Source organism: Coraliomargarita algicola (genome assembly GCF_033878955.1).
Taxonomy (GTDB): domain Bacteria; phylum Verrucomicrobiota; class Verrucomicrobiia; order Opitutales; family Coraliomargaritaceae; genus Thalassobacterium; species Thalassobacterium algicola.
In genome coordinates this window covers 1,993,499-2,008,307 of the sequence record NZ_CP138858.1, presented here as the reverse complement: position 1 = coordinate 2,008,307, position 14,809 = coordinate 1,993,499, and the positions used below count along the sequence as shown (strand labels likewise).

Sequence of the window (14,809 nt, the reverse complement as noted above, 5' to 3'; positions counted from 1 at the left end):
GACGTATTCTGGGCGGCTCAGCCCCAGCCGTCGTCGTCATCGTCGTCGTCCTCCAATTGCGCGGCGGCTAGTTTTTCCAATCGACTCCAGCGGGAATCAACTTGCTGCTGAGCGGCTGCGAAGAGTTCCGCGGCGCGTTCCGGAGAACTGCGTTCCAGCGAGCGGAAGCGGTTTTCTTTGCGCATGAACTCAGCCACCGGCACGGAGGGCTCGAAGGAATCGAGGCGGAAGGCGGGCAGGCCTTGCTCGGTCTTGCGTGGATCGTAGCGGTAGATCGGCCAGTAACCACTGTCGACTGCGGCCTTTTGACGCTCCGGTCCCAGTGCCATATCAATGCCGTGCGCGAGGCAGGGGCCGTAGGCGAGAATCAGCGAGGGGCCCTCATAGGCTTCCGCTTCACGGATGACTTCGATCGCTTGTTGTTCGTTGGCACCCAGGGCGATTTGGGCGACGTAGATGCCGCCGTAACTCATGGCGATTTGCGCCAGATCCTTCTTGGGCTGAGTCTTGCCCGCTGCGGCAAATTTGGCGATCGCCCCGGTGGGGGTGGACTTGCTGGATTGGCCGCCTGTGTTGGAATAGACTTCGGTATCCAGCACGAGCACATTGATGTTTTCACCGCTGGCCAGCACGTGGTCCAGACCGCCGAAGCCGATGTCGTAGGCCCAGCCATCGCCGCCGACGATCCAAGTGCTCTTGGGCACCAGATAATCGATTTGTTGCAGGAGGCGTTTGGCCGGCGCTTCGGTGGCGGAGGCGAGTTTTGTTTTTAGCTCTGTGATCAGTTCACGTGTCTGTGCGCGTGTGCTGTCGCTGGAGTCGAGTATGGCGTCGATGGTGTCGCTGCCGATGAGTTCGCTGCATTTCAGCAGTAAGCGGCGGGCACTCTCTGTCCGGTGTTTGGCCGAGAGGTAAAGGCCGAGGCCGAATTCGGCATTGTCCTCGAAGAGTGAATTGGCCCATGCGGGACCCTGGCCTGAGCTGTTGGTGCAGTAGGGCGTGGTGGGCAAGTTGCCGCCATAGATGGAAGAACAACCAGTGGCATTGGCCACTAGTAGGCGGTCGCCGAAGAGTTGTGTTAGGCTGCGCACATAGGGTGTTTGTGTGCAACCGGAACAGGCGCCTGAGAACTCAAAGAGCGGCTTGCGCAGGGGCAGGTTCTTGGCTGTCAGTTTGGCGTCGTCGATCTCGTGGGTGGGCAGGCTTTGGAAGAAGGCTAACTTTTCTTTTTCTTTCTCCAATAGCGCGTCGATCGGTGTCATCTCAATCGCGCGTTTGCCTTCAGCATCGCGTGCAGGGCAGAGCTCGACGCAGGCATTACAGCCCGTGCAATCCTCGGGGAAAACCTGCAGCGTGTAGGCTTTGCCGGGGCCATCCGTTCCCTTGTAATCTGCATGTGGGAAGCCGTCCGGTGCCATCGCCAGCGCGGACTTGTCGTAGACGGCGGGACGAATGGCGGCGTGGGGACAGAACATGGCGCACTTATTACACTGGGTGCAAGTGGCTGAGTTCCAGACCGGGATCTCGGTGGCAATCTTACGCTTTTCATATTGTGAAGTGCCACTGGGCCAGGTGCCGTCGACAGGGAATGCACTGACGGGGAGCAGGTCGCCTTGGCCTGCCAGCAGACGAGCGGTGACTCTTTGCACAAAGTCGGGCGCTTCGTCGGGCACCCACTTGACCGCTTCAGGGCGGGCGGTGGTCTCCGCCGGGATCTCGACGGCTTGCAGGTAGGCGAGCGCGGCATCCACGGCGGCGCAGTTCATTTCGACAATCTTGGGCCCCTTGCGCCCATAGGTTTTTTCGATGGCTCCCTTGATTCGGCGGATCGCTTCGTCGGTGGGAATGACGTCGCTCAGTGCAAAGAAAGCCACCTGCATGATGGTATTAATGCGGCGGCCCATGCCGACCTCAGCAGCGACCTTGTAGGCGTCGATGACGTAGAGCTTGGCTTCTTTGGCAATGAGTGCTGCTTGCACTTCGTGAGGCAGGCGCCCCCATATGTCGCTGGCGGCGCAGGGCGTATTGATCAAGAAAGTGCCTCCAGACTTGAGTTGGCTCAGCATATCCACCCGGCCGAGGAACTGCGGTTGGTGGCAGCCGATAAAGTCGGCCTCGTCGATGAGGTAGGGCGCTTGGATGGGCTTTTCGCCGAAGCGCAGGTGGGAGGTGGTCAAGCCACCGGATTTCTTGGAGTCGTAAACGAAGTAAGCCTGTGTGTTGAGCGTGGTGGCCTCACCGATGATCTTGATAGTATTCTTGTTGGCACCCACAGTGCCATCCGAGCCTAGTCCATAGAACATCGCCGATTTGGTGCCTTTGTCCTCTAACGTAAAACTTGGGTCGAAGTCCAGCGATTGTTCGGTGACGTCGTCGCGGATGCCGATTGTGAAGTGATCCTTGGGGCGTTCTTGTAGTAGATTTTCGAATACAGCCTTCGCCATCGCAGGAGTGAACTCCTTCGAGCCCAGACCGTAGCGGCCGCCGACGACCAGAGGGTCAATGCTACGGCATTGGTTCGGGCAGCGGCTGGCCTTGCGGCAGGCTAACGAAACATCGAGATAGAGCGGTTCTCCGATGGAGCCCGGCTCCTTAGTGCGGTCGAGCACGGCAATCGATTTGACGGATTGCGGCAGTGCTCCGTGCATAAAGGCATGGGTGAAGAACGGACGATACAGTCGGACGGCGACGACCCCATATTTGCTGCCGCTATTGGCGTTCAGGTATTCTGCAGTTTGCGCTGCCGTTTCAACGCCTGAGCCCATCATGACGATGACCTGTTCCGCTTCGGGATGTCCGTAATACTCAAAGAGTTTATACTCGCGGCCGGTGAGCAGGGCAAACTTCTCCATCAGAGCTTGCACGATGGCGGGCGTCTTTTTGACGAAGCTGTTGACCGCTTCGCGGGTCTGGAAATAGGTGTCTGGATTTTGAGCAGTGCCGCGCACGCTTGGCTTGTCGGGGCTGAGGGCACGGTCATAGAAGGCGGCCAGCGATTCTGGATCGATCAAGCTATCGATCACTTGGTCAGGCAGTGTGTCGAGGGAATTGTATTCATGCGAGGTGCGAAAGCCGTCGAAGAAGTGCATGAAGGGTAGACGGGTGGCGAGGCTCGCTGCGTGGGCGATGGCGGCCATATCCTGAGCTTCTTGCACCGAGTTGGAGACCAGCTGTGCCACGCCGGTTTGGCGGCAGGCCATGACATCGCTGTGGTCGCCAAAGATCGACAGTGAATTGGTGGCAATGGCGCGGGCGGAGACGTGAAACACGCTGGGGGTTAATTCACCAGCCAGCTTGTAGAGAATCGGGATCATAAGTAGCAGGCCTTGCGAAGCGGTAAAAGTAGTGCTGAGTGCGCCCCCCATTGCGGTGCCGTGTAAGGTGCCCGCGGCACCGCCTTCACTTTGCATTTGCATCACCTTGGGCACTTCGCCCCAGAGATTGGGCTTATCGGCTGCGGCCCATTCGTCGCAGAGCTCCGCCATCGAGGTGGAGGGAGTGATCGGATAGATCGAGATCAATTCGCTCATCCGGTAGGCGACCCGTGCGACGGCTTCGTTAGCATCAAGTGTGATGCGCTTTGTTTCGTTATTTTTCATAAAGATGTAGGGGCTTCACTTGTGAACGCCCGCAGTGGTTGTTGGCTTTTCGGTTCGGCCGAATTGGCGGCTCGGTGGCTTAGGCTCGGATGGCTTTGCATACGCGGGCGTGACAAGTCGCGCCCCTACGTTTTAGTTTTTACTTTTTGACGCCATAGACCTTGGCCATGGTCTTCCAAAAGTTCTTAGACCAGCCGATATAGCTGACCATGAAGTCGGCACCGAGGTCGGTGCGTGGCATGACTGCTTCGGCGCCTAGAGCTGAGAGGCGGGCGTCGACTTGTTTGCCACACTCACAGAAGAGCGGATATTCTGTATCACCGAGAGCGAGCACGGTGTATTGCTTTCCCGTCAGTGAGAGATCGGTTTCCGCCAAAGCTTTGCAGAAGGGCACACATTTCGGTGGGGGCGCGCCGTCGTCCCAGGTGGAGATGATGACGACAAAGGGATGATCGATACTTTCGAGGACAGAGACCTCGCTGCTGGCCAGGTCGACAATGTCGACTTCGACCCCGTTCTTTTCGCCTTTTTTGGCGACCTTTTGAGCCAATCCCTTGGCGTTGCCTGTTTCAGTTCCGTAGAATACCGTGAGTTTCATGTTCTGCTTTCTAGTTGATTTTAGATGTTTTAGCTGTGGCCGGACAAATCGCGGCACCGATATCCATCTTGGGTTTGCTCCAGTAGTAGCTGCCGGTGGCTACGCCGCCGGTGAGATGGAAGGCTTCGACCATTTGGCGGCCGTTGGGTGGGGTGTTGCAGACAAAGCGATTCTTGAACTCGTTGGCTGAGGCCGCGATCGGGCCCTGCTGGAGTAGCTTGAAGGCCATCACGAGATCGGATTCATCATACTCCGAACTCCCGCGCAGAGAGGTCATTCGATAGAGACTGACCTCGGTTAAGCCCTCGGGCAGCATGTCGATGACGATCTCATGACTGGCGCTGTCCAGTGAAGGGTCGACTAGTTCGACCAGTGCGGCTGGTGTCAGCTCCCAGGTGAAGGGAGTGTCATCGCTTGCGTGCGATTGTAAAAAGCGCGCCAGGATGCCAGCCTTACCGGTTAACTTGATGGATTGAATCCGCTCGTAAGTAGAGCCGTTTTTTGCGTAGAGCCAGAATGCCATAATATTAGGATGCTTTCTTTATGTTGAGTGTGTGGATAATTTGCCTGAGTTCGTTTTGTTCGAGTGCGCGGCCGAGTTGGGTGGCGGTTTCACGCACTTGGGGCAGTAATTGCTCCGCTTGGCATTGCTCGAGCTGCCAGCCCATTTGAGCCGCTGCTTCGATCAATGCGCGGCAACTGGAGTGGCGACCGATGACATGTGGGGGGCGTGTGTGCCCAACGGCTTCGGGGTTGAGGACTTCGTAGCTGGACTTGTCTTGCATCTGGCCGCTGCAATGGATGCCGGACTCGTGGGTGAAGCTGCCTTTACCTGTGACCGGTTTGTCCCATTTGAGTCGGCGGTCGGAGGCGTGGGCGACTAAGTCGCTGAGCGATGCGAGGCGGCTGATGTCGAGCCCGAGGTCGATTCGTGAGGAGCATAATAGTGCGGTGGCGACTTCTTCGAGCGGTGCATTGCCCGCACGTTCGCCTAGCCCGTTGACGGTGACGCTGGCGCAGTCGGCGCCTGCCAGCAGGGCGGTGACGCTGTTGGCAGTGGCCATGCCCAGGTCATTGTGACCGTGGAACTCGATTTCGATATCTCCGTGCGATCGCAGGTTTTGAATGACTTGCTGTGTTTGCAAAGGGTTGAGGCGTCCTGTTGTATCCGCATAGCGAATACGTTTTGCGCCTAAGTTTTGTGCTGCATGCATGAAGTATTTGAGAAACTCACTGTCGGCGCGGGAGGCGTCTTGCGCACCTATGGTGAAATACTCGAAATGATCCGCTGCGAGGCGGCTGATCGACTCCATTGTTTTGAATACCCATGCGGCATCTTTTTTCCAAATGCGCTGATGTAGTTCGCTGGCGGGCAGGGAGAAGTGAAATCCGTCGGCGCCGGAGCCCATGGCGGCGCGTAAGTCTTCGACCGTGGCGCGTCCCCAGGTCAGGATTTTGCAATGTAGCCCGCTGCTGGCGATCATGCGGATGTGTGCGCGTTCACTGGCCCCCATCGCAGGAATTCCGACTTCCAATTCGGGTAAGCCGAGTGCATCCAGCTCGCGCGCGATCTGGAGCTTTTCAGAGAGCGCGAAAACGACGCCGGCGGCTTGTTCGCCGTCGCGTAGTGTCGTGTCGATTAAATAGGGAGCTTTCGGTGGCATGTCCGCAGGTCGTGGCAAGATTCAATGGTTCTAATCAGCGATGAGATTGGTTTCGCAGAGTTCGCCGTCTTCAATCGAGTCGAGTATTTCGTCGATCAACTCTTCGGTCGCGTGCTCGTAAAAGTGGCCGCCCGGGTAGTCGATCACGACCGGGCCGCGGGTGCACATGTTGAGGCAACCGGTCATGGAGACCTCAACGCCGTCGAGCATGCGGTCTTGGATTTCGCCCTGGGTGTAAGAGAGCAGGGCGACGGATTCTTTGTTGCAGCAGACGCCCTTGAGTTCGCCAGTGGCGCGGGCGCTTCCGCAGATGAATAGGTGGTGTTCTGGTTTGTTCATGGTTGGATGACTGATGACTGATGAATGATGATTAATGACTGATGAATGATGAGTGGTTTGCTTTTCGTAGGGGCGCGACTTGTCACGCCCGTGGTGCTGCTGGTTTTGGATTGTATTTGGATGATTCGCTTTGGCTTAGGATCGGCGGTCTTCACAAGTGAAGCCCCTACCTTGTATTTAGCCGCAGCCGGTGCCGTCGCCGCCGCAGGTGACGCCAGCACCGCAGGATTTGAATTCGCGGCGCAGAGAGGGGGCGAGGGGCTGTGCGTGGAAAATATGGCTGAGGCCGTTATCGATTATGCCGGCCATTTCGATGACTTGAATGCCCGCTTGGGTGAGTGCGGTTTTCGGTGAGGTGCCCGCTGCGTTGACGAGAATCGCGCGGCAATCCTTGAGGCTGTCGGAGAGCGCTCCCCAGCGGTTGTCACGTCCGCCAGGAGCCGGTGCGGGTCGGGTCTCGATTTGGATGAATTCTTCTTCGTCTTCTGGATCGATGCCGAAGATGGTGAACTCGCGAGCCTCACCGAGGTGTTGGTTGACCAACATGCCTTCGCGGGTGGCCACTGCCACGTAAGGGCGGTTCTCCTTGGGATTAATGGGGAGGCGTGAGCACGATTGGATGAGTTCGTGGATGTCTTCAGACATTGGCTCACTGAGCTTACCAATCGCATCGGCGCGGCAGCGCGCGCAGTGTGTCATTTGGTTGACGTAGTCGCCACACTTCAGGCGTAGTGCGAAGCGCATCTTGGCGTCGGGCTCGGTCAAATTTTCAAACGCGGTGTCCTTGGTGGGGAGCAGCGGAATGCAGTTCATGATGTCGGCCCCCATGCCAGAGACTTGTTTGGCAATTTCCGGAATGTGCTCGTCGTTGACGCCAGGGACGATGATCGAGTTGATCTTGGCAATCATGCCGTATTGTTTGATCCAGCGGATAGCTTGCAGTTGCTTCTCGATCATTAGCTCGCCAGCAGCTGTGCCGCGGTAGATGCGGGTGTTGTCACGAGCCCAAGCGTAGATCTTGCCCGCGACTTCGGGGTCGGTGCCATTCATGGTGATCGTGACATGGCTGACTTGTAGCTCTGCGAGTTGCTTGACGTAGTCTTCGGTTAAGCCCAGCCCGTTGGTGGATAGGCATAGGATGATTTCCGGGAAGGCCTCACGCACTAGACGAAACGTTTCCATGGTGGCCTCTGCATTGGCGAAAGGATCTCCAGGCCCGGCGATGCCGACCACAGCAATGTCGTCCCGCTTCTCCATGATCTTTTCGAGATAGGCGAGCGCTTGACCGGGGGATAGGATCGTAGAGGTGACACCGGGGCGGCTCTCGTTGACGCAATCAAAGTCGCGGTTGCAGTAGTTGCACTGAATGTTGCACTTCGGAGCGACGGGCAGGTGAATGCGCCCGTGAGTCGAACAAGCCTCCTTGTTGAAGCAAGGATGGTTGTCTAAATTAATTTCTGAAGGTTTCGGTGCGTCGTTTGTGCTCATGGTATAAATGCTTTTTATGAGTGATGGTTATAGGTAGCTGTATCCAGTTTTTGAATACTCCTGTTTAGCTTCGAGGAAGGCGTTGACCACGCGGTCGAATATTTGCTGAGTGCCGCGGTAGCCGACATAGAGTTGGCGCTGGCCGCCGATGCGGTCGTGAATAGGGAAGCCGCAGCGCAGCAGCGGAATGCCTAATTCACGCGCGAGAGGGTAGCCCTTGCTGGAGCCGATTAAGAGGTCTGGCTTGCGCTCGCGGGCCCGGCTCGCAAGTTTGGCATGGTCGACTCCAGCGAGTGCCTCGACATCGGCCATGCCGCCTTCGATTTCGTTGTGGAGCAGCTCTTTCCATTGTGGTGTTTTGGAGCCTGTGGCGCAGAGGATGGGGCGGACGCCGATCTCGCTGAGGAAGGCGGCCATCCCAATCACAAAGTCCGGTTCGCCATAGAGGGCGGCCGTTTTTCCAGATACGTATTTATGGGCGTCGACGTAGGCATCCACCAGACGGGCGCGTTCATCGGCGATCTCCGAGGGCATTTCGCGACCGGAGATCTCGGATAATGAAGTGAATAGTTGATCGCTGAGTCGAATGCCGATCGGCCAGCCGAGTGAATGGAGCGGCACGCCACAGGCACTTTTCAGATAGCTGCCCGCGCTTTGTTTCACATTCGCTTGGCTGTGGCTGAGCTCCAGTGTGGCGGTGGAGGCGCCCATTTCCTCGATCTCTTCCAGCGAAGTGCCGCCGGGGGAGATGCGGTGGTAGGCGTCCCAACTGCCGCCTTCCAGGGTGGCGTTGTAGTCTGGTAACAGTGTGCTGCTGAGCCCGTAGCGCTCGCAGAGCTCGCGTATATGGCGCAGGTCGGCGCAGGACATCATGGCCGGGATGATGTTGACACGATGGGACAGGCGGAAATTGGACGGTAGTGCGAATTTTTTAACGATCGCCAGCGTGGTGGCAAAGTAGCCGTCGCTATGGGTGCCGCTGTAAGCCGGTGTGGATACATGCACCAGTGGGGGACCCTCCGCTTGGTGATTATCCTGATAGGTCTTGATCATGCCGAGCATGTGATCCCCGATGGTTTCAGAGAGGCAGGTGGTGGCGACGCCGATCAGTTCGGGCTGGTATTGGCTGATGACGTTTTCGATCCCCAATTCAAAATTGCGGGCACCTCCGAAGATCGCGTCGTCTTCGCTAAAGCTGGAAGAGGCGATATCGACCGGCTCGCGAAAGTGGCTGATCATGTAGCGACGGATATAGGTGGCGCAGCCTTGGCTGCCGTGTAGAAAGGGGAGGCAGCCGCGGATGCCTTTGAACACCATGGCCGCACCCAGTGGGGCGCAGAGTTTGCAGGCGTTACGAGTGGCGGCTTCGGGCTCAGGGCCGAGGGCAGGTGTGCCTGCGGTGGTGGTGCAATCTGTATTCGTTGCGATCAATCGTTGCCTGGGTTTAGGTTCGTTTTCATGTGGAGGCTCCGGCGCGGAGCAAATTTCCAAACGGGGCTGAGCACGCTGCGGGCGACCTCGTCGGCGAAGTGCAACATGCCCTCGAAGCCGGCCAGTGGGATCTTGCGCTCGTGGTTATGGTCGCAGAATGCAACGCCCAGCTTGTAGGCGATGGGGCGCTCTTTGACGCCTCCGATGAAGAGATCGACGTCCTTCTCCAATACGAATTTGGCCAGTTCGAGTGGATTGGAGTCATCGACGATGACGGTGCCGGGATCGCAAATCTCTTTGAGTTGCTCGTAATCTTCGGCATTGCCGGTTTGCGTGCCGGCTAGCACGGTTTGCATGCCTAGTGCGCGCAGTGCCAGCACTAGGGAAAAGGCCTTGAAAGCGCCTCCGACATAGAGTGCTGCTTTCTTTCCCTTCAGTTGCTTTTTATAGGCTTTGATCCTGGGCGCATACTTGGCGATTTCTTCGCGCACCAGTGCCTCGGCTTTATCCATCATCTCGGAATCGCCGAAATGTTCTGCGGTATCATAAAGTGCTTGAGCGGTGTCTTCGAAGCCGAAGAAGGAGACACGCTTCATGGGAATCCCGTGCTTGTCTTCCAGTAGTTTGGACAGGTGCGTCATGGAACCAGAGCATTGCACTAGATTGAGCGAGGCTCCATGACAGCGACGCAGGTCATCGACCCGGCCATCACCGGTGATAGTGGCCACGACTTGCACGCCGATGCGTTCAAAGTATTTGCGTATCATCCAGGCCTCACCTGCGATGTTGAATTCGCCCATCAGGTTAATGCTGTGCTTTTTTATGCCATCCGTCTTAGCGGTGCCGACCAGTTTATAAGCAGCTTCGCAGGCGGCTTGGTAGCCGCTTTTTTTGGTGCCTTTAAAACCTGGAGAGTCGACGGGGATGCAGTCGATGCCAGTCATTTGCGTGACTTGTTTGCAAATGGCTTCGACGTCGTCACCGATCAAACCGACAATGCAAGTCGAATACACAAAGGCGGCTTTAGGCTTATAAAACTCGATCAACTCGATCAGCGAGGCTTTGAGTTTCTTTTCGCCGCCGAAGATCACTTCCTTTTCTGCAAGATCGGTAGAGAAACTGTTGCGATGTAATTGCGGTCCCGAGGAGAGGGCTCCGCGTATGTCCCAATTATAAACGGCGCAACCGATCGGGCCATGCACGATATGCAGTGCATCGGCGATGGGGTAGAGCACGACACGTGAGCCGCAGAATGCGCAGGCGCGTTGCGTGACGGCGCCGGCAGTGCTCTTGCGGTCACAAGCAAACTCCTTGCTGGAGCCTTTGGTCCAGACTTGAGCCGCCCTGTCGTCAAGAACGTGGATGGAGTCGCCTGTCGTGACGGTATTCATTGTTTTATGGAATTCGTTTTGGATTGTAGGGGCGTCACTTGTGACGTCCGCTGTCTTGTTGGTTTCGTCTGAGCTACGACTTGGTATCGGCGGTCTTCACAAGTGAAGCCCCTACGCTGCGTTCGTAGCGCTTAATTCTTTAACGATATGACGATCGAGATTGTAAATTGCTCCGGAGCATTCGGCGCGCTTTGTCAGCGTGAGCATGGTGGCTGCCCAAGACTCTTCTTCGACTTGCTCTTCAATCAGCGAAAGCAGCAGTGGAAAGGAGGCGAAGTCCTGCACCTCTTGAGCAATGGCGTAGCATTGGTGGATGTTGGCGCTGTTGCGTTGTTCAAGCGTTTCGGCCAGTTGCGCGACTTCAATTAGTTTGGTGAACTCGACGGTGGGTGCCTCCAGCGCAGTGAGTTTGGGCATCACACCACGGTCCAATAAGTGGCGGATAAATTTGTCTGCGTGCTCCAGTTCTTCGGCGGCTTGTGTAAAGAAGAACTTGGCGAAGCCGTTGTAGTCTTGATCGTCGCACCAGATTGCCATGGCACGATAGGCGTGAGCAGCGTAAAGCTCGTGGTTGGCTTGATCGGTGAGGGCGGCTTGGATGGAAGGATTCATTTCAACAATTTCTTGTGACGGTTATTATGAGTGGGATGAACCGGGCCCGATGACGTGTTTTTTTCGTGTCATGAGTGATTTTATTGGCACGTCATTGAACCCGGGGCATCCGAAATGCCGTTTTAATTTATTTACCTAGTGTAGATTTGATTAGCCAAATCTCCTTTTCGAGTTTGATGATCAGGCCACTTAGCATGTCTTGAGTCGGGATGTCGCCCTCGGCGAGGCCATCCGCTTTTTTCGCGGCTGCGATGAAATGCTGGAAGTCCTTGATCAGGCTTTCCATCACGAAACCAGGTTTGAAATGGTCTCCGCTTTCATCTTCGAGTGTGGCTAATTCCAAATAACCACTGACTGTGGCGACCGGTTTGGCTTCCAGTTGCAGCAGGCGTTCGGCGACGTCGTCGAATAGTCCAAAGAAGTAGTCATAGTAACCCTCCGTGATTTCGTGGATCGTATAGAACTGCATGCCATAGACGTTCCAGTGATAGTTATGCAGCTTCGCGATCATGATGTGCATATCAGCCAGCATGACGTTGAGAGCTTTGGTGAGTTCGGTATTGTTCATATTAAGTTGAATCTCGTTTTGAGTGGATGTCTTGAGCGCTGATTTAGAGTACCAGTTCGATGTCTTGATCGGCATCTTCGCGGTCGCGCTTGTCAAAGAAGGCATCCGTTATTTTCTCAATCAGTCGCATGGCGCCCGTGTAACCCAGTGTTGGGAAGGCTCGGTGGCCGACACGGTCGAGGATCGGAAAGCCGAAGCGGACGAATGGAAGGTTCTCTGACTTCGCGACGAACTTGCCGTAGGTGTTGCCCATGAGCAGGTCGACCGGGTTGGCTTTGACCCATTGGTGGAGAAAGTGGATATCGCTGAAGGCGTGCACGACGACGTCTTCGTTGACTGGCTTGCAGATCTCTTTGATCTTTGCCTCCCACTTCTTGCCCGGAGTGCCGGTGACGATGATGGCGGGCTCCATGCCGATCTCGACCAGGAAGCTCACCATGCTGGTGATGTGGTCCGGATCGCCGAAGATGGCGACCTTCTTCTTGTGGAGGTATTGCGACATGTCGCTGATCATATCGATCAGGCGGCCACGCTCGCGCTCCAGCTCCTTGGGCACACTGGTGTCGCCGGCGAGGCGGAGCGCATCGATGTAGGCATCGGTCGCGCTGACCCCGATCGGTAGCTCCAATACTTTGTGCGGCACATTGCACTTTTTCTCCAAGGTCGTGGCCGCCGGTGTGCTGGCCAGTGGGCCGAGTGCCAGTGTTAGGAAGCTGTCGCCCATGGCCTTGAGGTCAGCCACTGTAGTGCCACCGTCTGGATACATCTCGTATTTGCCATCCATGGCAGAGTCGAGCACGTCTGAGGTGTCGGGCGCCATGATGAACTCGACTCCGACCAAGGAAGCGAGGCGTTTGAGCTCGCGCATGTCGGCCGGTTCCACCCAGCCGGGGAAGAGGTTCATCACATTCTTTGTCTCTTCGCTGGATTCTGCCAGATATTTGACAAAGGCTTCGCATTGATTGGCGAAGCCAGTCACATGGCTGCCCACGAAGCTCGGAGTATTGGCATGGATGACGATCTTGCCCTCAGGGATGATGCCTTCGACCTTGGACTTCTTGATGATGGTTGGAATGTCGTCACCGATCACTTCGGATAGGCAGGTGGTATGCACCGCGACGATATCCGGTTGATAGATGGTGAAGATATTACTCAAGGCGGTCTTCAAGTTGGCGAGCCCGCCGAAGACGGAGGCGCCCTCAGTGAAGGAACTTGTCGTGGCGACGATCGGTTCCTTGTAGTGGCGGGTCAAATGACTGCGGTGATAGGCGCAGCAACCTTGCGAGCCGTGTGAGTGCGGCATGCACTTGTTGATCCCGAGGGCGGCATACATCGCGCCGATGGGTTGGCAGGTCTTTGCCGGGTTGACGCGAAGTGCTTTGCGCTCGCGGATTTCTGCAGTGGTTCCTTCTAACATAGTATAAGTTCTCCTGGTGTTGAGTGATCGGTTTCAGTTTATGCACCGACGGGAACTTCGGCAGTTTCCGTGGCAGGCGCGTCACCAGCCTCATGCCAGGGAGCGCGTGTGAGTTGCCAGACCTTGGACGAGGTCATGCGGTCGATCTCCTTGTAGAAATTGATCGCGCCCTTGAAGCCCGCGTAGGGGCCTCCGTAGTCATAGGAGTGGAGTTGCTTAAAGGTACCCCCATCTTCTCGATGACGTATTTGTCCTTCACGCCGGAGCCGATCACGTCGGGCTTATAGAGCTCGATCAGCTTTTCCAATTCGTGGTGTGAGATGTCGTCGATGACCAGGGTGTCCTTGGCCATTTGTCGCATCATGCCCTCGTAATCTTCGAAGGTGAATCCGGCCTCTTCCAGCGACTTCTTACGTTCCGCATGGCTGGCGTTGTAGCGTTCGGGATCGGCTTCGATTTTGAGTTCTTCAATATTACGACTGTCGGCATCGACTTTGATGCTGGGTAATACATCGCGACCTTCGTAGTCGTCCCGGTGGGCGAATTCGTAACCGGCGGCAATGACTTGCATACCCATGTCGTTGAACAGATCCTGATAGTGGTGTGCGCGGCTGCCACCGACGAAGAGGGCGGCTGTCTTGCCTTGCGTGCGTGTGGTCACGTCTTCAAGCACAGGGCGCACTTCGGACATTTCCTTGGCGATGACTTCCTCGACTTTGTCGATCAGTGCTTTGTCACCAAAGTATTCGGCGATCTTGCGCAGCGACTTCTTGGTGCCTTCGATGCCGATGAAGTTGACCTTGAACCATGGGATGCCGAACTTGGTCTCCATCATCTCCGCCATGTAGTTGATCGAGCGGTGGCACATGACCACGTTGAGATCCGCCATGTGGCAATTTGTGATGTCGTCGTAGCTAACGCCCCCGGAGAGAGTTCCGATGATCTTGATCCCGCAGAGCGCGAAGATGCGGTCGATCTCCCATGCGTCCCCGCCGATATTATATTCACCGAGGATATTGATCTTGTATTTAAAATCAACAGGCGTGTCGTCGTGACCGATCATGTGTTTGAACACACCGTTGTTGGCGATGTGGTGACCGGCGGATTGGCTGACACCCTTATAACCTTCGCAAGAGAAGCCGAAGACATTGATGCCGAGCTTTTCCTTCATCTTGCGGCAGACCGAGTGGATGTCGTCACCGATCAGCCCCACCGGGCAGGTGGCATAGACACTGATGGCCTTGGGCTTAAATTCGTCGTAGGCTTCTTGAATCGCTTGCTCCAGTTGCTTCTCTCCGCCGAAGACGATGTGGTCTTCCTGCATGTCAGTGGACATACTGTATTGCAGATAATTCGTTTCCCCCTCCTTGCGGATCTTATTCATATTCCGGCGGGAGAGCCAGCTATACCAGCCACAGCCGATGGGGCCGTGGGTGATGTGGAGGACGTCGTAGATCGGGCCGATGACCACACCCTTACAGCCGGCGTATGAACAACCCCGTTGGGTGATGATGCCTGGCACTGTGCGGCTATTGGCTCCGATCTCTGCGGGAGTGCCGGGAGTTTCGTTGACGAGGATTTGCTTGCTACGTTTGCGCAAGGTCTTCTTCGGATAGATGTCGAGCATTTGCTCGCGAGCCTCAGCCGCACTCGGGCCAGTGGGGCCCATGGGCGGTGTGCTTGAATTGCTTTCTTCGGACAT

General features: G+C 56.3%; 11 protein-coding genes and 1 pseudogene. All 12 read right to left on the bottom strand.

Going from position 1 to position 14,809, the window contains the following annotated elements:
* Window positions 1-17: 17 nt before the first annotated feature.
* Window positions 18-3,599 carry a pyruvate:ferredoxin (flavodoxin) oxidoreductase gene (gene nifJ, locus SH580_RS07775; RefSeq protein ID WP_319834445.1) on the bottom strand — a complete coding sequence of 1,194 codons (3,582 nt, stop codon included), beginning with the start codon at window positions 3,597-3,599 and terminating at the stop codon, window positions 18-20.
* Between the two features lie 139 nt (window positions 3,600-3,738).
* Window positions 3,739-4,197: a flavodoxin domain-containing protein gene (locus tag SH580_RS07770; RefSeq protein ID WP_319834444.1), complete on the bottom strand. Its 459-nt coding sequence runs from the start codon at window positions 4,195-4,197 to the stop codon at window positions 3,739-3,741.
* Between the two features lie 10 nt (window positions 4,198-4,207).
* Window positions 4,208-4,720: a hypothetical protein gene (locus tag SH580_RS07765; RefSeq protein WP_319834443.1), complete on the bottom strand. Its 513-nt coding sequence runs from the start codon at window positions 4,718-4,720 to the stop codon at window positions 4,208-4,210.
* A gap of 4 nt (window positions 4,721-4,724) precedes the next feature.
* The gene (locus tag SH580_RS07760) at window positions 4,725-5,861 is read right to left on the bottom strand and encodes a hydroxymethylglutaryl-CoA lyase-like TIM-barrel protein (RefSeq protein WP_319834442.1); all 1,137 of its coding nucleotides are present in this window, start codon (window positions 5,859-5,861) and stop codon (window positions 4,725-4,727) included.
* A gap of 30 nt (window positions 5,862-5,891) precedes the next feature.
* Window positions 5,892-6,200 (bottom strand): (2Fe-2S) ferredoxin domain-containing protein, encoded by a 309-nt coding sequence (locus tag SH580_RS07755; protein WP_308983919.1) that lies wholly within the window; start codon window positions 6,198-6,200, stop codon window positions 5,892-5,894.
* Window positions 6,201-6,377: 177 nt separating this feature from the next.
* On the bottom strand, window positions 6,378-7,688 hold the full coding sequence (locus SH580_RS07750; RefSeq protein ID WP_319834441.1) for a radical SAM protein: 1,311 nt from the start codon (window positions 7,686-7,688) through the stop codon (window positions 6,378-6,380).
* A 27-nt stretch (window positions 7,689-7,715) separates the two neighbouring features.
* Complete coding sequence (locus SH580_RS07745) at window positions 7,716-9,116, bottom strand: nitrogenase component 1 (RefSeq protein ID WP_425607175.1); 1,401 nt, start codon at window positions 9,114-9,116, stop codon at window positions 7,716-7,718.
* On the bottom strand, window positions 9,116-10,510 hold the full coding sequence (nifE, locus tag SH580_RS07740) for a nitrogenase iron-molybdenum cofactor biosynthesis protein NifE (protein ID WP_319834439.1): 1,395 nt from the start codon (window positions 10,508-10,510) through the stop codon (window positions 9,116-9,118). The genes SH580_RS07745 and nifE overlap by 1 nt, the downstream gene beginning before the upstream one ends.
* Before the next feature lie 111 nt (window positions 10,511-10,621).
* Complete coding sequence (locus SH580_RS07735; protein WP_319834438.1) at window positions 10,622-11,122, bottom strand: ferritin; 501 nt, start codon at window positions 11,120-11,122, stop codon at window positions 10,622-10,624.
* Window positions 11,123-11,249: 127 nt separating this feature from the next.
* On the bottom strand, window positions 11,250-11,690 hold the full coding sequence (locus SH580_RS07730) for a Dps family protein (RefSeq protein WP_319834437.1): 441 nt from the start codon (window positions 11,688-11,690) through the stop codon (window positions 11,250-11,252).
* Window positions 11,691-11,733: 43 nt separating this feature from the next.
* Window positions 11,734-13,107: a nitrogenase molybdenum-iron protein subunit beta gene (gene nifK / locus SH580_RS07725; protein WP_319834436.1), complete on the bottom strand. Its 1,374-nt coding sequence runs from the start codon at window positions 13,105-13,107 to the stop codon at window positions 11,734-11,736.
* 38 nt (window positions 13,108-13,145) lie between these two features.
* A pseudogene (nifD, locus tag SH580_RS07720) lies at window positions 13,146-14,809 on the bottom strand (nitrogenase molybdenum-iron protein alpha chain).

Excerpts from the sequence above, each read along its gene's own strand:
- SH580_RS07735 (WP_319834438.1), bottom strand. The coding sequence starts at position 11,122 with ATGAATCCTTCCATCCAAGCCGCCCTCACCGATCAAGCCAACCACGAG.
- SH580_RS07750 (WP_319834441.1), bottom strand. The coding sequence starts at position 7,688 with ATGAGCACAAACGACGCACCGAAACCTTCAGAAATTAATTTAGACAAC.
- SH580_RS07770 (WP_319834444.1), bottom strand. The coding sequence starts at position 4,197 with ATGAAACTCACGGTATTCTACGGAACTGAAACAGGCAACGCCAAGGGA.
- nifE (WP_319834439.1), bottom strand. The coding sequence starts at position 10,510 with ATGAATACCGTCACGACAGGCGACTCCATCCACGTTCTTGACGACAGG.
- SH580_RS07755 (WP_308983919.1), bottom strand. The coding sequence starts at position 6,200 with ATGAACAAACCAGAACACCACCTATTCATCTGCGGAAGCGCCCGCGCC.
- SH580_RS07760 (WP_319834442.1), bottom strand. The coding sequence starts at position 5,861 with ATGCCACCGAAAGCTCCCTATTTAATCGACACGACACTACGCGACGGC.
- SH580_RS07765 (WP_319834443.1), bottom strand. The coding sequence starts at position 4,720 with ATGGCATTCTGGCTCTACGCAAAAAACGGCTCTACTTACGAGCGGATT.
- SH580_RS07730 (WP_319834437.1), bottom strand. The coding sequence starts at position 11,690 with ATGAACAATACCGAACTCACCAAAGCTCTCAACGTCATGCTGGCTGAT.
- nifJ (WP_319834445.1), bottom strand. The coding sequence starts at position 3,599 with ATGAAAAATAACGAAACAAAGCGCATCACACTTGATGCTAACGAAGCC.
- nifK (WP_319834436.1), bottom strand. The coding sequence starts at position 13,107 with ATGTTAGAAGGAACCACTGCAGAAATCCGCGAGCGCAAAGCACTTCGC.